Origin of the sequence: Variibacter gotjawalensis (genome assembly GCF_002355335.1) — a bacterium.
GTDB lineage: Bacteria > Pseudomonadota > Alphaproteobacteria > Rhizobiales > Xanthobacteraceae > Variibacter > Variibacter gotjawalensis.
This window is the reverse complement of record NZ_AP014946.1, coordinates 3,377,742-3,394,542: the sequence shown is the minus strand read 5'-3', so window position 1 is coordinate 3,394,542 and position 16,801 is coordinate 3,377,742. Positions and strand designations below refer to the sequence as shown.

The following is a 16,801-nucleotide window of genomic DNA, read 5'->3' as shown; positions in this document are numbered from 1 at the left end:
ACGCTTCTTTCGTAGATCGAGTACACTCTCGTTGCGGCACTGAGTCGTGACGGCTGAGTGCGGTCCTACGAGGAAGAATTGGATAAGGCACCCGACGCCTTCCGGACCATCAGCGAAGTTGCGGACGAACTCGACGTCCCGCAACACGTCCTCCGATTCTGGGAAACGCGGTTCGGCCAGATCAGGCCGATGAAGCGCGGCGGTGGCCGCCGCTATTATCGGCCGGACGATGTCGATCTGCTGCGCGGCATCCGGCACTTGCTGTACGGCGAAGGCTACACGATCCGCGGTGTGCAGCGGCTTCTCAAAGACAACGGCGCGAAGTTCGTCCAAGGCGTTTGGATGACCGAGGGCACGGAAACGGCGCAGACTGCGTCGCCGCCGGCTGTGCCTGCCGATGAGGTTGAGGACGCTGAGGACGAGGTCGAGGACGAGACCGAAGAGGACGCCGAGGACGAAGCCGAAGACACCGACGCGACTGACGACGAGGATAGCGACGACGACGAGGGCGATGAGGAGGAGGCTGAGAATCGCAAGGAGCCGACCTTCGCCAAGCCCGCGCCGCGCGTGCTGCCGCGCACGAATCCCGTCGCGATAGCGCCGGCAGCGGCTCCGCCGACCGCATCCGCGCAGCCGGCTCGGCCGCAAATCATTCAGCAGGTCGTGTCGCTCTCGGCTGAGGACCGCCGCAAGCTCGAAGCAGCGTTGTTTGAGCTCGGAGAATGCCGGCGTTTGCTGGACTTGGCATTGAAAGAGTAGAGCGCGCGACTACGGGCGGACTATCGTCCAGCCCTGCGACGACAATTCCATCAGCGTGACGACGCCGGCCGGGACGCGATCCGCGTTCTCGACGACCGGGATCTCTTTGCCTTCACGCTTCGCCATCGAGTCGATCGTGTTTTGGCACGCGACGAACTTCACGTTGGGCATGCTTTTCGAAAAACCGGCGACGCGCTCTTTGACGGGCGAGGTGTCGGCCCGGAGCATATGGAGACCGGCGTTAAACGCCACGATCTGGATCTCGGCGTCTTCGCCTTTGTCCGAGTAGTGACGTGCGACATTGGCCGCGACGTTGAGCACGGCAGTCATCTTCTCGGCGTCGTTGTCGCTGATCTGCAGCGCGAGACGGTGCGGGCCGTCTGCGAGGGCGGGCGTCACCAACGCGACTGAAGCCGCGAGAGCGAGGAATGCCCGCCGGGAAGGCATTCGCCTTACTTGATCTTGGCTTCGCGGAACTCGACGTGCTTCTTCGCGACCGGATCGTACTTCTTCTTGACGAGCTTGTCGGTCATCGTGCGCGAGTTCTTCTTCGCGACGTAGTAGAAGCCGGTGTCAGCGCTCGAGACGAGCTTGACCTTGACGGTAACGGCCTTGGCCATTTCGGTAATCCTTGGAAAACGGATGAGTTGGCGCGCAAACTAGTCATGGGTGGCCGAAAGTCAACCGATTCCGGCGCTGCGCGGGTGAAGAGGTTGAATCCGGAGATGGCTTAGCGCTCTGAAATCGTTGATGAAGTGCCTTTTACAGCTCGGAACGGACAGACTTCTTGTTGATCATGCGAATGAACGGGACAGGTATGGCCGGGTCGAAATTCGCCTCGATCCGCTTTGCCAGCTCGCCGACGACGATCTGCGTGATGTTCGGCAAGTCCAGCGTCTTCGCCTCCGATACCGGGATCCAAACCAAAGCATCGAGTTCGGAATCCGGCGTGATGATGCCGTCGATCTGATGCGCGATGAGGTTCGCGTCGGCGACGAAGAAGCGCGCATCGAAGCGGCGCGGGCGCCCCGGCGGCGTGATAGCGCGGGCGACGAATTGCAGCCCGCTGAGATCCGGTACGACGCCGGCGTCCTCGAACGCCTTCCACGACTCGTGCGGCGCGCGCGGCGCAGCGTCGGTTTTGCGGCCGAGCAGGATGCCGGTCTCCTCGCAGGTCTCGCGGATCGCGGCGAGTGCGAAACCGCGCATGCGTTGCTCGCTGACGCGGCGGAGGTGCATCGCGAGGCGGGTCGCATGAGACTCGCCGAGTTCGCCGACGCACGGCATACGGCCATCGTACGGTTCGACGCGGCCGCCCGGGAAAACATATTTGCCCGGCATGAACTTGTGACGCATGTGACGGCGACCCATCAGGACGGTCGGCACCGGGCCGCTGCGGTCGACAATGAGAAGCGTTGCGGCATCGCGCGGGCGGAGCAGCTTCGATTTCGTCTTGATGGGGTCGGCGAAGTTGACGGCGTCGGTCATCGGCGGGCTAGAGCTTTCTTGTTTTTAGAAGTTGGTCTTCGGCATCGCCGCGCGGGTCGAAGCCGTGCATGTAGTTCGCCCACTGCACCGCGATGATCACGCCCTTCACGGGCGTCAACAGGATCAGCGTCATCGCGATCGCGAGCGGTGCCCAGAGTACGGCGTGCACCCAATAGGCCGGATGGAACGCAAGCTCGACCGCGAGCACTATTGGGACGATCACGTGACCGACGATAAGCATGACGAAGTAGGGCGGCGCATCGTCGGCGCGCTGGTGGTGCAGCGCTTCGTTGCAGACTGGGCAGTTGTCGTTGACCTTCAGGAAGGCGCGAAACATCGCGCCTTTGCCGCAGTTCGGGCAGCGGCCGAAGAGGCCGCGCAGCATCGCTTTCTTCAGATCGCGCGGCGGCAGACGCGACTGCGTCCATTCAATGCCGCTTTTTGGACTTTCGCTTTCCACCGCTGCTTCCCTTCTTGCCGGCCTTCTTAGCGCGTGCGGGGTGTTTCTGTCCCCCCTTGGAGCGCGGGCCTTTCATGCGAAGGCTACGGGGCGGTTGTCGGCCACCTTCCGACATCATTTCAAAACGCAATGCGCCGGCGATCGGCGCAGCCTCGACGAGTTTGACGCGCACGCGATCACCGAGACGGAAAGTCTCGCCCGTGGCTTGGCCGATCAGTGCGTGGAGATTTTCCTCGTAGCGGTAATAATCGCGGCCGAGCGTTGCGGCCGGCACGAAGCCGTCGGCGCCGGTCTCATCGAGTTTGACGAACAGGCCGGAGCGCGTCGTCCCGGAGATGCGGCCTTCAAACGATAGGCCGACGCGGTCGGCGAGGAAATGCGCGATGAGGCGATCGACGGTTTCGCGCTCGGCTTTCATCGCGCGGCGCTCGGCGGCCGAAATGCGCTGGCCGATCTCGGCGAGCATCGCGTGCGTCGTGTTGTCAGGCTGCGCGCCGTCGCCCAAACGGAAGGCGCGGATGAGCGCGCGGTGCACGATCAAGTCAGCATAGCGGCGAATGGGCGAGGTGAAATGCGCGTAGCGGCGCAGCGAGAGACCGAAGTGGCCGATATTGTCGGCTGTGTATTCGGCTTGCGACTGACTGCGCAGCACGACCTCGTTGAGCAGTTGCGCGTGCTCGGTTTCCTTGAAGCGATGCAGGATGTCGTTGAACAGCGCGGGCTTGAGCACGATGCCCTTCGGGAGCTTGCCGCCGATGCTGGCTAGAAACTCGCGCAGCGACTCGACCTTCTCGAGCGAAGGCTCATCGTGTGAGCGATAGACGAGCGGCACGCGCTGCTGCTCGAGTGACTCGGCTGCCGCAACGTTGGCGAGGATCATGAACTCCTCGATCAGCTTGTGCGCGTCGAGACGATCCGGCGTCGTCACGCGATCGACGCTGCCGTCGGGCTTAAGGATGATCTTGCGTTCGGGGAGATCGAGATCGAGCGGGCCGCGCACGTCGCGCGCTTTCTTCACCGCCGCATACGCCGCCCACAACGGCTTGAGGATCGGCTCAAGTAAGGGGCCCGTGGTGTCGTCCGGCTTGCCGTCGATGGCGGCTTGCGCTTGCGTGTAAGCGAGTTTTGCTTCCGAACGCATCAAGATGCGGTGGAAGCGATGCGAGCGCTTGCGGCCGTCAGCGCCGATCACCATGCGCACGGCGAGCGCTGCGCGATCCTCGCGCGGACGCAACGAGCAGAGATCGTTCGAGATGCGTTCCGGCAGCATCGGGACGACGCGATCCGGGAAGTAGACCGAATTGCCGCGCACGAGCGCTTCGCGATCGAGCGCGCTGCCGGGTGTGACGTAGTGCGCAACGTCCGCGATCGCGACTGTGACGATGAAGCCGCCACGATTGTCCGGATTGTCGTCGGGCTCGGCGTGGACCGCGTCGTCGTGATCCTTCGCGTCAGCCGGATCGATGGTGATGAGCGGTAGCTTGCGCCAATCTTCGCGGCCGCCTGAGAGCGTCGCGGGTTTCGCGGCTTCGGCTTCCGCGATGACTTCGCGCGGAAACACGCTCGGGATGCTGTGGGTCTGGATCGCGATGAGGCTGATGGCCTTCTCGCTGGCGATCGAGCCGAGCAGTTCGTTGACGCGTGCCTGCGGGCGCCCACCGCGCGCATGTTGCGGAAGGTCGACCGCGACGAGATCGCCGTCCTTCGCGTCCATCGTCGCGCCGGGCGGGATCATCAGCTCGCGGCCGAGCTGTTTCTTGTCGACCGGCACGAGACGGCCGCCGCCATTCGGGCTTGCGCGGAAGACGCCGAGCATGCGCGCGCGTGCGCGATCGAGCAGCTTGATGACGCGGCCCGTGTAAGCCGCATCGTCTTCGGCATCGCGGTTTGGTTCGATACGGAGCAGGGCGCGGTCGCCGATGCCGGGGGTTTCCGAGGGGCGTGTGCGGCGCGGAAGATAGAGGCGGATGACCGGCGCCTCGCCATTGGCTTCGGTGTCCCACTCGAGCGGGCGCGCCATCAGTTCGCCGTCGCTGTCACGGTGCGTGACGTCTGCGATCAATGTCGTCGGCAATGTGCCGGAACGGGTGATTTTCTTGCGGCGCGATTCGACCGCGCCTTCGTCTTTGAGGTCACGCAGCATTTGCTTGAGCGTGACGCGATCGGCGTTCTTGAGGCCGAAGGCCAGCGCGATCTCGCGCGTGCCGACCTTGCCCTTCTGCTCGTTGATGAACGCGAGCAGTTCCTGCTTCGACGGAATGTGCGGCGGCCGCTTAGCCACGCGGCCTCGCGATGGCCGCACGCATTACTTCGCGGCCTTCTTGGCGGCAGGCTTCTTCGCGGCGGCTTTCTTGACCGGCGCTTTCTTCTTCCCCGGAGCTTTGGCTTTCGGCTTCTCGCCATCAACCGCATCGTCAGCCTTCGCGGCTTTCGCCTTCGGCGCAGCCTTCTTCTTCGGTGCGGCTTTTTTCTTCTTGCCGCCGCCCGCTGCCGCGCGCGCGTCGATCAGCGCAATGGCTTCATCGAGCGTGATCGTCTCCGGCGTCTTGCCAGCCGTCAGCGTCGCGTTGACGCCGTCGTGCGTGACGTAAGGTCCGTAGCGGCCGTTCTTCACCGTGATGACGCCGCCGCTCGGATGATCGCCGACCGGCTTGCCGGGATCCGCCTGCTGACGGCCGCGGCCCGGATTGGCGATCTTGTCGGCGATCAGCGCGACCGCGCGGTTGAGACCGATGGTGAGCACGTCCTCGCCCTTGTCGAGATTCGCGTAGGTCTTGATGTGCTGCACGTAAGGACCGAAGCGGCCGATATTGGCCATGATCGGTTCGCCGTCTTCCGGATGCTTGCCGACTTCGCGCGGCAGTGAGAGCAGCGCGAGTGCCTGCTCGAGTTCGACCGACTGCGGGTCGGTGCCTTTCGGAATGCTGGAGCGCTTCGGCTTCTCGCCGTCGCCGCCTTCGCCGAGCTGCAGATACGGTCCGAAGCGGCCGGAGCGCAGCGTGACGTCCAGGCCCGACTCGGGGTCGGTGCCGAGGATCTTGGTGCCGGAGTCGCCGCCTTCGTCGCTCGCCGAGAAAGTCCGAGTGTATTTGCATTCGGGGTAATTCGAGCAGCCGACGAACGCTCCGAAGCGGCCGAGCTTGATGTTCAGGCGGCCGGTGCCGCAGGTCGGGCAGAGGCGGGGATCGCTGCCGTCTTCCTTGGGCGGGAAGACGTGCGGCCCCAGCATCTCGTCGAGTGCGTTGAGCACGTCGGTGATGCGGAGTTCTTTCGTCTCGTCGATCGCGCCCGTGAAGTTGGTCCAGAAGTCGCGGAGGACTTGCTTCCAGTCGAGTTCGTTGTTCGACACGCGATCGAGCTGCTCTTCGAGCGAGGCTGTGAAGTCGTATTCGACGTAGCGCGCGAAGAAGCTTTCGAGGAACGCGATAACGAGGCGGCCTTTGTCCTCAGCGTACAAGCGGCGCTTGTCGAGGCGAACGTAAGAGCGATCTTTGAGCACCTGAAGGATCGACGCGTAGGTCGACGGCCGGCCGATGCCGAGTTCTTCCATGCGCTTGACGAGCGATGCTTCGGAGAAACGCGGCGGTGGCTCGGTGAAATGCTGCGTCGCCTTGATCTCGCGCTTCGCGAGCGCTTCGCCGCTGCTCATCGCGGGGAGGCGCTTCGACTCGTCGTCGTCGGCCGCGTCGTCCTCGCCTTCCTGATAGAGCGCGAGGAAGCCGTCGAATTGGATCACGGTGCCGGTAGCACGCAAGTCGAGCTTGCGCGCGCCGACCTTGGCTTCGATCTCGACCGTCGTGCGTTCGAGTTCGGCCGACTCCATCTGCGATGCCATCGCACGCAACCAGACGAGCTCGTAGACCTTCGCCTGTTCGGCATCGAGATATTTCGCGACCTGCTTCGGGCGGCGCGAAAGATCGGTCGGGCGGATCGCTTCGTGCGCTTCCTGCGCGTTCTTCGCTTTCGTCTGATACTGGCGCGCGGCGGAGGGCACGTATTTCGCGCCGTAGTCCTGGCCGATCACGCTGCGGGCTTGCTGGATGGCTTCGTCCGCCATCTGCACGCCGTCAGTTCGCATATAGGTAATGAGACCGACGGTCTCGCCGCCGATGTCGGTGCCTTCGTAGAGGCGCTGTGCGACGCGCATGGTCTGCGCGGGCGCGAGGCCGAGCTTGCGGCTCGCTTCCTGCTGTAGCGTCGAGGTCGTGAACGGCGGCGGCGGATTGCGCCGGCCCGGTTTTGCTTCGACGGAGGCGACGCGGAACTGTGCGCTTTCGAGATCGCGCTTGAACGCTTGAGCTTCTGCGCCTTTGCCGATGTCTAGGCGCTGAATTTTCTTTCCGTCGGCGCCGACGAGGCGCGCTTCGAACGTGTCGTTGCGCGGTGTCGCGAGCGTCGCGACGAGAGACCAGAATTCCTGCGCGATGAATTTTTCGATGTCCATCTCGCGATCGCAGACGAGACGCAAGGCGACCGACTGCACGCGGCCGGCCGAGCGCGCGCCCGGCAATTTGCGCCAGAGCACGGGCGAGAGCGTGAAGCCAACGAGGTAATCGAGCGCGCGTCGCGCGAGGTATGCATCAACCAGCGCCGAATCGATTTGGCGCGGATGCTTCATCGCTTCGGTCACCGACTGCTTGGTGATCGCGTTGAAAACGACACGTTCTACAGGTTGTGATTTCAGCGCCTTCTTTTGGCGTAAAACCTCCAAAACGTGCCACGAAATGGCTTCTCCCTCGCGATCCGGGTCGGTTGCGAGAATCAAACCGTCCGCGTTCTTGACCGCATTGGCGATATCGCTGAGGCGCTTGTTGGACTTGGCGTCGACCTCCCAGAGCATGGCGAAGTCCTTCTCCGGATCGACGGAACCGTCCTTTGCGGGCAGGTCGCGGACATGGCCAAACGACGCCATGACCTCGTAGCCAGAGCCAAGATACTTGTTGATTGTCTTGGCCTTAGCCGGGGATTCGACGACGACGACTTTCATGCCCTGTTAGTGCTCGATCTGTATGAAGGAGAGAGGCTCCAGGCGATTTTCGCCATCGAAGGAGCGGGCGGAACATGGGTATTTCGCCTCGTCCTGTCAAATTCGGCGTCTTTGGACAGGAGAAAGAGTCAATAAATGAACGCCCAACGCGAAAATACATCTCTCGGTTGTACGCATAAATTCGTGCACGTATTAGACTTGTGAATGGCAGCCATTTCGGCAGGCCCATCATACTTGTAGGCCATTTCATGCAATCGATTCCGAGAATAACGATTATTCAAGATCGGATCATAGCGGCACGCCATGTCGCCGATCAGGTCAAAGAGCTTTCCGCGATAACCAGGCGGCATCGCTTCGATTCGCTGACGTATCTTCTGGATATGGCAGCGCTCGAGGCCGATCAACTTGCCGGGATCAATGCGTCGGAACGGAAATAAGAGCATTCCCGTGCCGCTCTAAGCGGCCCGCGAGCTCAAGTTCCAGTATGACCATTCGGACAACGGCCGGGCGGCTGCCCGACAGCCTGACAAGATCGTCCAAGCTGGTTGGCGAAGGCCCAAGCAGCTGAAGAATGCGCGCGCGCTCGTCGACAGCCGGTTCGTCGAGCGGTTCGTCCGGCGCAGGCTCGGCGATCTCCGGCGGCGGGGATCCGAGGATCGGCTCGAGCACACTGATGATGTCGTCGGCGCATGTCACCAGAGCGGCGCCTTGTTTGATGAGTTGATTGGTTCCCTCGGCGCGCGGATCGAGCGGCGATCCCGGCACGGCGAAAACCTCGCGACCTTGTTCGGCGGCAAGGCGCGCGGTGATCAACGAACCGGATCTCGCCGCCGCTTCGACGACGACGAGACCGACCGACAAGCCTGAGATCAGGCGATTGCGTCGCGGAAAATCGCGCGCACGCGGCTCCCAGCCGAACGGCATTTCGGTGATGCCCGCGCCGCGCTCGATGAGGCGTTCGAGCAGCGGCACATTTTCCGGCGGGTAGATGTGACTGAGACCGCCGGCGAGCACCGCGACTGTTGCGGTGCCTAGACTCGCGCGATGCGCGGCGGTGTCGATCCCGCGCGCTAAGCCCGAAACGATGACATAGCCATGGTCGGAGAGTTGCCGCGCGAGGACTTCGGCAAATTTCATTCCGGCGCCTGACGCATTGCGCGAGCCGACAATCGCGACCATCGGTGCGCGTAGAGTTTCGATGCGGCCGCGGACCGCGAGAAGCGGCGGGGCGTCGGCGATCTGTGCGAGACGCCACGGATAGTCGGGCTCGCCCTGAGCGACAAAGACCGCGCCGAGCCGACGCACAGCAGCAATCTCATCTTCTGCGTCCGCGATGCTGCAGATCTGCGTCGAGCGGCGCGCGCCGCCGCGGCCGGCCAAAGTCGGCAATGCTGCGAGCGCCGCGCGCGCACTGCCGAAATGATTGATCAAATCGCGAAAGGTGCGGGGGCCGACATTCTGGCTGCGGATCAGGCGCAGCCAGTCGAGCCGCTGCGCATCAGTGAGGGCAATTCCTCGGGGACGTTCGTCTGAAATCATCCGGCACTCTAATGCCGGATATTGTCTGCGACGCAGGCGTCGCGATCAAGCCTTCTGGCCGATTTTACTTTCGGTGCCGGACAGCAAGCGCTGGATGTTGGCGCGATGCATGATGAAGACCAGCACCGTCATGACGGCGAACATGACGGCCTCGCGCGGCAAGCCCAACCACCAGAGGACGAGAGGCGTTACAGCGCATGCAATGAGTGCAGCGAGCGACGAGAAGCGTGTTGCGGCTGCAACCGCGAACCACACAACCGCGTAAGCGATCAACGCCATCCACGACAGGCCGAGCAACACGCCGATGTAGGTCGCGACACCTTTGCCGCCTTTGAAATTCAACCAGACCGGGAAAAGGTGACCGAGGAACGCGCCGAGGCCCGCGAAGATGCCACCGTCGCGGCCGAAGAAGTATCCAAAAATCAGGACCGCGGCCGTGCCCTTGAGGATGTCGCAAAGCAGCGTCGCGGCGGCGAGGCCTTTGCGGCCGGTGCGAAGCACGTTGGTCGCGCCGATATTGCCGGAGCCGATCGAGCGCACATCGCCTGCGCCGCCGAGTTTTGCGAGGATGAGCCCGAACGGGATCGATCCGCAAAAGTATCCGCCCAGCAGGACGAGCAGGATGTCGGACAGAGCGAGCGGAGAATTCAACAGACTCGACATCGGCGCCTCCCGCGCGGCGTCTTATGTGTTTTCGAAAACCGTGCGCCCGCCGACAATCGTCCGCGTGACGCGGCCTTGCAAGCGCGCTTCGTCGAACGGCGTATTTTTGCACTTGGATTTCAGCGTCGTCGGGTCGAGCACCCAAGGATAGTCGAGATCGAGCACGATCACGTCGGCGCGCGAGCCGGCTTTGAGCGATCCTGCCGGGAGACCGAACAGCTCCGCGGGGCGCGTCGACATCGCGCGGAGAAGCGTCATCAGCGGGATTTCGCCGCTGTGAACAAGGCGAAGGCCGGTCACGAGCATTGTCTCGATTCCGACGGCACCCGGCTCGGCTTCGGCAAAGGGGAGGCGCTTCGTCTCGACGTCGTGCGGGTCGTGGTCCGACATGATGACGTCGAGGAGGCCGGACGATAGGGCTGAGACAAGACGCTGCCGGTCCGGCTCGCCACGCAGCGGCGGCGAGAGTTTGCAGAATGTACGGTAAGCGCCGATGTCGTTCTCGTTCAGCGTGAGGTGATTGATCGAGGCTGCAGCCGAAACCTTGAGGCCCGACTGCTTGGCGCGTTCGAGCACATCGAGCGACTCGCCGCACGAGATCGAAGCCGCGTGGTAGCGGCCACCTGTCGACGACACGAGGCGGATGTCGCGTTCAAGCATAATGGTCTCGGCGGCTTTCGGGATGCCCATCAGCCCGAGGCGTGTGGCGAGTTCGCCTTCGTTCATCACGCCCGGACCGACAAGATCGGTGTCTTCGGTGTGATGCACGATCAATGAGTCGAAGTCGCGCGCATACATCATGGCGCGGCGCATGACTTGGGCGTTCGCCACGCTCGTTGCTGCGTTTGTGAAAGCCACCGCACCTGCCGCCTTGAGCAAACCGAGTTCGGCGAGCTCCGTGCCCTTGAGGCCCTTGGTCATCGCGCCCATCGGCTGCACGTTGACGATCGCAGTGTCGCGCGCGCGACGCAGCACGAAGTCGACGGTCGCCGGATCGTCGATCGTCGGCGATGTGTCTGGGCGACAGACGATCGTTGTGACGCCGCCGGCCGCGGCGGCCTGGCTCGCGGTGGCCAACGTCTCGCGATATTCGGCACCGGGTTCGCCGATGAAGGCCCAAGTATCGACGAGCCCGGGCGCGACGACTTTACCGCTGCAGTCGATGACCTCGGTGCCTTGCGGCACACCGGAAGCGCGAATGCCCGACTTGGTGTCGCGGACGACGCCGTCAGCGATGAGCAGATCGCCGCGCATATCGAGATCGCGCGAAGGGTCGACGATCCGCGCGTTGGCGAGAAGGATAGGGCGGGGATCATGCAGCATGGCGAGTTCCGAACAAATTACGCATTCGGCAAATTCCGCGACAGCACTTCGAGCACCGCCATGCGCACCGCTACGCCCATCTCGACCTGTTGGCGGATGAGCGACTGCGCGCCGTCCGCAACGGCCGAGTCGATCTCGACACCACGGTTCATTGGGCCCGGATGCATGACGAGCGCGTCGGGCTTGGCGTAACGCAGTTTCGCCTGATCGAGACCGTAGAAGTGGAAGTATTCCTGCGTCGACGGGATGAAGGAGCCGTTCATGCGCTCGCGCTGCAGGCGAAGCATCATCACGATGTCGGCGCCGGCGAGACCTTCGCGCATGTCGCGCGCGACTTCGACGCCGTAGCGATCCACACCCGGCGGCAGCAGCGTCGTCGGTGCGACGAGGCGCACGCGCGCGCCCATCATGTTGAGCAGGATGATGTTCGAGCGGGCGACGCGCGAATGAAGGATGTCGCCGCAGATCGCAACCGTGAGGCCTTCGATGCGTTTCTTGTTGCGGCGGATCGTAAGTGCGTCGAGCAGCGCTTGCGTCGGATGTTCGTGCGCGCCGTCGCCGGCGTTGACGACCGCGCAATCGACCTTCTGCGAGAGCAGATCGACCGCGCCAGACGCGTGATGCCGCACGACCAGGAGGTCAGGGTGCATGGCGTTGAGCGTCATCGCGGTGTCGACGACGGTTTCGCCCTTCTTCACCGACGACGAAGCGACCGACATGTTCATGACGTCGGCGCCAAGGCGCTTGCCGGCGAGCTCGAACGACGACTGCGTTCGGGTCGACGCTTCGAAGAAGAGGTTGATGAGCGTGCGGCCGCGAAGCGTGGTGCGCTTCTTGTCGATCTGGCGATTGAGTTCGACAAATTCCTCGGCGAGATCGAGGAGGCCAATGACGTCTTGCGGCGTGAGATTTTCAATCCCCAGCAGGTGGCGCTGGCTGAGGACGAACGACGTTTTCGCTGTCTGGTTCATTAAAGCCGTGTCTATAGGCGCCACCCCATTGAGCCGCAAGGCCGAATGGGCGGCGATACACACCTCTTCGCGATTGAGGTTGATGGGAAGTGGCCGACGAGCAGCGAGAGAAGGACAGACCGAGAACGGGGCTAGTGCCACAACGGAGTCAGCAGCGGTCTCCGGCGCGATTGACTTTTAGAACAAAACTGGAACAATGTTCTGCATATGTTCCCTATGTGGAGTTCAGCCATGTTGCGTGCCGTCGTTGAAGAAGCTGCCGCCCTGACCTCGATCGCTCTGTTCCTCGGCATGGTTGCCGTATGGGCCCAGGTCATTTCCGCACTCTAAGCGCGTGACCATTTGCGCCGGCGATTTAGCCGGCGGTCTAAGTCTAAGCTATTCACCGAAAACGATAAAACTCTAGAACTCGTCCGGGCAGGGGTCGATGACCTCCCACAGCGGGACTCCATTCTTGAGCTTCTTCATCTGGGGGGTGAGACCGCCGTTGCGGGCAATCCACTGCTTCAGGGTCGGCGGATAGTAGGACATCAGATCGGCCGTGCCGGACGAGCTCGCGATGCGGACACCTCCGGTCCAGCGCTTATCAAGATAAGCCTCGTGGACCCCGATGCTGGCCCGCGGCGTGACGCAGATCTTGTTGAGCGGGACGATGCCGAATACGAGCGTGCAGGCCGAATTGCAGATGCCGTCGATGATGACGCGCTCGCCTTTGGCTTTGATGCGCTCGTACTTCTCTTTGTACTGCTCGACCAGTCCGCCGTGATCGCGCGTGATTCGATAGTCGGCAGCGGCGGGCGAAGCAGCCAGCGCAGCCAAAATAGCGGTCAATGCAGTGATCTTGGTGATCTTGGTGTTGATCTTGGAGCGACGCATCCCAGTCTCGAGCTTGTTTCCCGGTTTCATGCCGCCGAAGCAGGGCAAAAGTTAGCCAGCGGGCCGTTAGGACAGCGTTAACGCTGATGCATAAGGCGCGCCCGAACGGAGTACCGCGCAGTTCCAGTTCGGCACCACCTGTGAATCGCGGGGGCACGCCGACCGCTTATTCTAGACACGAGGTGGGCCGATCCCGCAACGTCGGCCGGATAGCTGCCGAGTCGAGGCGGCGAGGAACATTCCGTTGAAAAGCCCCGGCTTCGTCCACCTTCACGTCCATTCCTCGTTCTCGTTGCTGGAGGGCGCGCTATCGATCGCGCGACTTGCGGAACTGGCGAAGGCGGATAAGCAGCCCGCGCTGGCGCTGACCGACACGAACAACATGTTCGCGGCGCTCGAATTCTCCGAGAAGATGGCCGGCAGCGGCATCCAGCCGATCGTCGGCTGCGACATCTCGGTCGACTTCGGCGATCAGGAAGCCGACCCGCGCATGCCGGGTGGCTTGAACGTCAAGCACCCGCGCATCGTGCTGCTGGCCGCGACGGAAGAGGGCTACGGCCATCTCATCCGCCTGACCTCGCGGGCCTTCCTTGAAACGCCATCCGGTCAGTCGCCGCATATTCGCGCCGATTGGCTCGCCGCGGCGGCAAGCGGTTTGATCGTCCTCAGCGGCGGCGCTACCGGTGCGCTCGATATGGAATTCGCGGCCGGCCGGCCGGAACGCGCCGCCGCACGATCCGCGATGCTGCAGTCGTTGTTCGGCGATCGCTATTACATCGAGCTGCAGCGGCACGGCGCGGTGGGGCAGCGCGCCATTGAGAATGCGCTCGTCGATCTTGCCTACGAGAAAGGTGTGCCGCTGGTTGCTACCAACGAGCCGTTCTTCGCGCGCGAGGACGATTACGAGGCGCATGACGCGCTGATTGCGATCGCGGACGGCCGCTTGGTTTCCGAAGCCGACCGCCGACAGATGACGTCGGAGCATCGCTTCAAGACGCGCGCCGAAATGCAAAAGCTGTTCGCGGATCTGCCGGAGGCGCTCGCCTCGACGGTCGAGATCGCGCAGCGCTGCTCGTATCGCCCGCGGACCCGTAAGCCCATTCTCCCGCGCTTCACGTCGGACGTCGGCACGGATGCGGAAGCCGCCGAGGCCGCTGAGCTGCGTCGCCAAGCTGTCGAAGGTCTTGAGCGGCGGATCCGAGCGCATGGCTTGTCGCCGGGCGTCGAGCGCGAAGTTTACGACAAGCGCCTCGACTATGAAGTCGGCGTCATCACACGGATGAAGTTTCCCGGCTACTTCCTGATCGTCGCGGACTTCATCAAGTGGGCGAAAGAGCACGGCATTCCGGTCGGGCCGGGCCGTGGCTCAGGTGCAGGCTCGCTCGTAGCATACGCTCTGACGATCACGGATCTTGATCCCATTCACTTCGGCTTGCTGTTCGAACGCTTCCTCAACGAGGAACGCGTCTCGATGCCGGACTTCGACATCGATTTCTGTCAGTGGCGGCGTGACGAAGTCATTCGCTATGTCCAGGACCGCTACGGCCGCGACCAGGTCGCGCAGATCATCACGTTCGGAACGCTGCAGGCGCGCGGCGTGCTGCGCGACGTCGGGCGCGTGCTCGAAATGCCGTACGGACAGGTGGACAAGCTTACGAAGCTTGTGCCGCAAAATCCTGCTGCGCCCGTGACGCTGAAGAAAGCGATCGACGAAGAGCCGAAGCTGCAGGCGGCGCGCGACGCGGAGCCCGTGGTTGCGCGAGCGTTCAATATCGCGCTGCGGCTCGAAGGCTTGCATCGTCACGCATCGACGCACGCGGCCGGGATCGTGATCGGCGATCGTCCTTTGAGCGAACTCGTGCCGATGTACCGCGATCCGAAGTCGGACATGCCGGTTACGCAGTTCAACATGAAGTGGGTCGAGCCGGCCGGTCTCGTGAAGTTCGACTTCCTCGGTCTCACGACGCTGACGATCCTCGATGTCGCCGTGAAGTTGGTCGCTAATCGCGGCATCAAGCTCGATCTTACGGCTATCCCGCTCGACGACGCGAAGGCCTACGAGATGATGGCGCGCGGCGAGACCGTCGGCGTGTTCCAGGTTGAAAGTCAGGGCATGCGGCGCGCGCTGCTCGACATGAAACCTGACCGTTTGGAAGACATTATTGCGCTGGTCGCGCTCTATCGCCCGGGCCCGATGGCGAACATTCCGACCTACTGCGCGCGCAAGCACGGCGAGGAAGAGTCGGAGTATCTGCATCCGAAGATGGAGGAGGCGCTGAAAGAAACTTTCGGCGTCATCATCTATCAGGAGCAGGTGATGCAGATCGCGCAGATGCTCGCGGGCTATTCGCTCGGCGAAGCCGATCTGCTGCGCCGCGCGATGGGCAAGAAGATCAAGAAGGAGATGGAGGCGCAGCGCGAGCGCTTCGTCTCCGGCTCGGTCGAGCGCGGCATCGATGCGCCGCTGGCCGATACGATTTTCGAGCTGCTCGCGCGCTTCGCCGACTACGGCTTCAACAAAAGCCACGCGGCAGCGTATGCGCTGGTCTCGTACCAGACGGCATATATGAAGGCGAACTATCCGGTCGAATTCCTGGCGGCGTGTATGACGCTCGCGATGGACAACACGGATAAGCTCGCGGAATACCGCGCAGAGGTCGTGCGCCTCGGCCTCAAGCTGGCGCCGCCGTCAATCAATCGCTCGGGCGTCCATTTCAGCGTCGAGGACGGCGCGATCCGTTATTCGCTCGCAGCGCTGAAAGGCGTCGGTGCGCAGGCGGTCGAGCAGATCGTCGCAGCGCGTGCGAAAGGGCGCTTCCGCGACCTCTCGGATTTCGCGTCGCGGATATCGCCGAAGGCGATCAACAAACGCGTGCTGGAAAGTCTCGCCTCAGCAGGTGCGTTCGACGAACTCGAGCCGGATCGCGCGCGCGCTCACGCGGCTGTCGACGCCATGATGGCGCAAGCGCAGCGTAGCTACGAGTCGGCGACGAGCGGGCAAAACGAACTGTTCGGTGGCGCTGCGATGCCGGAAGCTCTGCCGATCCCGCGCGTGCAGCCATGGATGCCGTCGGAGCGACTGCGCAAGGAATACGAGGCGATCGGCTTCTTCCTCACCGGCCATCCGCTCGACGACTATACGGGCGTGATGAAGCGGCTGAAGCTTTCCAACTACGCCGATTTCGCGCGTCAGGTGAAGGCAGGCGCGACGGCGGGCAGGGTGGCGGCGACTGTCGTCTCGCGGCAGGAGCGGCGAACGAAGACCGGCAACAAGATGGGCATCATTGGTCTCTCGGACCCGACCGGACATTACGAGGCCGTGCTGTTCTCCGAAGGCCTGCAGCAGTTCCGCGAATTGCTTGAGCCGGGCGCCGCTGTGCTGTTGTTCGTCGCGGCCGAACTGCAGGGCGAAGACGTGCGCGTTCGCATTCAAGCCGTCGAGCCGCTCGACAAAGCTGCCGAGAAGACGCAGCGCGGATTGAAAGTCTTCCTGCGGGATCAAGCGCCGATCGACAGCGTCGCGCGCCGCCTCGAAGTGCGCGGCGATGGCGAGGTTTCGATGGTGCTGCTTCTCGATGCGGCCGAGGTCGAGATCAAGCTGCCGGGCCGCTTCAAGATATCGCCGCAGATCGCAGGAGCGATCAAGGCCGTGCCGGGCGTCATTCAGGTCGAGGCGATTTGATCGCGCAGGGCAGCATCGCCTTCTCTCCCATTTCGCGTCCTCATGGACTCGTT

Annotated in this window: 14 protein-coding genes; 3 read left to right on the top strand and 11 right to left on the bottom strand. The window is 63.1% G+C overall.

The window, feature by feature from the left end; all coding sequences use genetic code 11:
* Window positions 1–78: 78 nt before the first annotated feature.
* Window positions 79–759, top strand: a complete 681-nt coding sequence (locus GJW30_RS16525; RefSeq protein ID WP_096358873.1) for a MerR family transcriptional regulator — start codon at window positions 79–81, stop codon at window positions 757–759.
* Between the two features lie 9 nt (window positions 760–768).
* On the opposite strand, the gene GJW30_RS16520 is transcribed toward GJW30_RS16525, so the two are convergent.
* From GJW30_RS16520 to topA, 6 genes are all read right to left on the bottom strand, one after another.
* Complete coding sequence (locus tag GJW30_RS16520; RefSeq protein ID WP_096357266.1) at window positions 769–1,206, bottom strand: DsrE family protein; 438 nt, start codon at window positions 1,204–1,206, stop codon at window positions 769–771.
* A 5-nt stretch (window positions 1,207–1,211) separates the two neighbouring features.
* Complete coding sequence (gene rpmG / locus GJW30_RS16515) at window positions 1,212–1,379, bottom strand: 50S ribosomal protein L33 (protein ID WP_096357264.1); 168 nt, start codon at window positions 1,377–1,379, stop codon at window positions 1,212–1,214.
* A gap of 142 nt (window positions 1,380–1,521) precedes the next feature.
* On the bottom strand, window positions 1,522–2,247 hold the full coding sequence (locus GJW30_RS16510) for an NUDIX hydrolase (RefSeq protein ID WP_096357261.1): 726 nt from the start codon (window positions 2,245–2,247) through the stop codon (window positions 1,522–1,524).
* Between the two features lie 7 nt (window positions 2,248–2,254).
* Entirely contained in the window at window positions 2,255–2,707 is a 453-nt protein-coding gene (locus GJW30_RS16505) for a DUF983 domain-containing protein (protein WP_347337720.1), read from the bottom strand.
* On the bottom strand, window positions 2,676–4,988 hold the full coding sequence (gene rnr / locus GJW30_RS16500; protein WP_096357259.1) for a ribonuclease R: 2,313 nt from the start codon (window positions 4,986–4,988) through the stop codon (window positions 2,676–2,678). The genes GJW30_RS16505 and rnr overlap by 32 nt, the downstream gene beginning before the upstream one ends.
* Window positions 4,989–5,012: 24 nt before the next feature.
* On the bottom strand, window positions 5,013–7,694 hold the full coding sequence (topA, locus tag GJW30_RS16495; protein WP_096357257.1) for a type I DNA topoisomerase: 2,682 nt from the start codon (window positions 7,692–7,694) through the stop codon (window positions 5,013–5,015).
* A 248-nt stretch (window positions 7,695–7,942) separates the two neighbouring features.
* Between topA and GJW30_RS16490 the strand changes: the two genes are divergently transcribed.
* Window positions 7,943–8,131, top strand: coding sequence for a hypothetical protein (locus tag GJW30_RS16490; RefSeq protein ID WP_096357254.1), 189 nt, complete (start codon window positions 7,943–7,945; stop codon window positions 8,129–8,131).
* On the opposite strand, the gene dprA is transcribed toward GJW30_RS16490, so the two are convergent.
* The 5 genes from dprA to GJW30_RS16465 form a co-directional block, all read right to left on the bottom strand.
* Complete coding sequence (gene dprA, locus GJW30_RS16485; RefSeq protein WP_096357252.1) at window positions 8,109–9,233, bottom strand: DNA-processing protein DprA; 1,125 nt, start codon at window positions 9,231–9,233, stop codon at window positions 8,109–8,111. The genes GJW30_RS16490 and dprA overlap by 23 nt on opposite strands.
* Before the next feature lie 45 nt (window positions 9,234–9,278).
* Window positions 9,279–9,896, bottom strand: coding sequence for a glycerol-3-phosphate 1-O-acyltransferase PlsY (gene plsY / locus GJW30_RS16480; RefSeq protein ID WP_096357250.1), 618 nt, complete (start codon window positions 9,894–9,896; stop codon window positions 9,279–9,281).
* Between the two features lie 21 nt (window positions 9,897–9,917).
* Complete coding sequence (locus tag GJW30_RS16475) at window positions 9,918–11,219, bottom strand: dihydroorotase (protein WP_096357248.1); 1,302 nt, start codon at window positions 11,217–11,219, stop codon at window positions 9,918–9,920.
* A 17-nt stretch (window positions 11,220–11,236) separates the two neighbouring features.
* Complete coding sequence (locus GJW30_RS16470; RefSeq protein ID WP_096357246.1) at window positions 11,237–12,190, bottom strand: aspartate carbamoyltransferase catalytic subunit; 954 nt, start codon at window positions 12,188–12,190, stop codon at window positions 11,237–11,239.
* Window positions 12,191–12,592: 402 nt separating this feature from the next.
* On the bottom strand, window positions 12,593–13,066 hold the full coding sequence (locus GJW30_RS16465; RefSeq protein WP_096358871.1) for a hypothetical protein: 474 nt from the start codon (window positions 13,064–13,066) through the stop codon (window positions 12,593–12,595).
* Between the two features lie 244 nt (window positions 13,067–13,310).
* Here GJW30_RS16465 and dnaE point away from each other — a divergent pair, with 244 nt between their 5' ends.
* A complete protein-coding gene (gene dnaE, locus GJW30_RS16460; protein ID WP_096357244.1) occupies window positions 13,311–16,748 on the top strand; it encodes a DNA polymerase III subunit alpha in 3,438 nt (1,145 codons plus the stop codon).
* The last annotated feature ends 53 nt before the right edge of the window (window positions 16,749–16,801 follow it).

What these genes read in the sequence shown, in the direction of transcription:
- GJW30_RS16520 (WP_096357266.1), bottom strand. Translation starts at nt 1,206, where the DNA reads ATGCCTTCCCGGCGGGCATTCCTCGCTCTCGCGGCTTCAGTCGCGTTG.
- rpmG (WP_096357264.1), bottom strand. Translation starts at nt 1,379, where the DNA reads ATGGCCAAGGCCGTTACCGTCAAGGTCAAGCTCGTCTCGAGCGCTGAC.
- GJW30_RS16510 (WP_096357261.1), bottom strand. Translation starts at nt 2,247, where the DNA reads ATGACCGACGCCGTCAACTTCGCCGACCCCATCAAGACGAAATCGAAG.
- topA (WP_096357257.1), bottom strand. Translation starts at nt 7,694, where the DNA reads ATGAAAGTCGTCGTCGTCGAATCCCCGGCTAAGGCCAAGACAATCAAC.
- GJW30_RS16490 (WP_096357254.1), top strand. Translation starts at nt 7,943, where the DNA reads ATGCAATCGATTCCGAGAATAACGATTATTCAAGATCGGATCATAGCG.
- dprA (WP_096357252.1), bottom strand. Translation starts at nt 9,233, where the DNA reads ATGATTTCAGACGAACGTCCCCGAGGAATTGCCCTCACTGATGCGCAG.
- plsY (WP_096357250.1), bottom strand. Translation starts at nt 9,896, where the DNA reads ATGTCGAGTCTGTTGAATTCTCCGCTCGCTCTGTCCGACATCCTGCTC.
- GJW30_RS16475 (WP_096357248.1), bottom strand. Translation starts at nt 11,219, where the DNA reads ATGCTGCATGATCCCCGCCCTATCCTTCTCGCCAACGCGCGGATCGTC.
- GJW30_RS16470 (WP_096357246.1), bottom strand. Translation starts at nt 12,190, where the DNA reads ATGAACCAGACAGCGAAAACGTCGTTCGTCCTCAGCCAGCGCCACCTG.
- GJW30_RS16465 (WP_096358871.1), bottom strand. Translation starts at nt 13,066, where the DNA reads ATGCGTCGCTCCAAGATCAACACCAAGATCACCAAGATCACTGCATTG.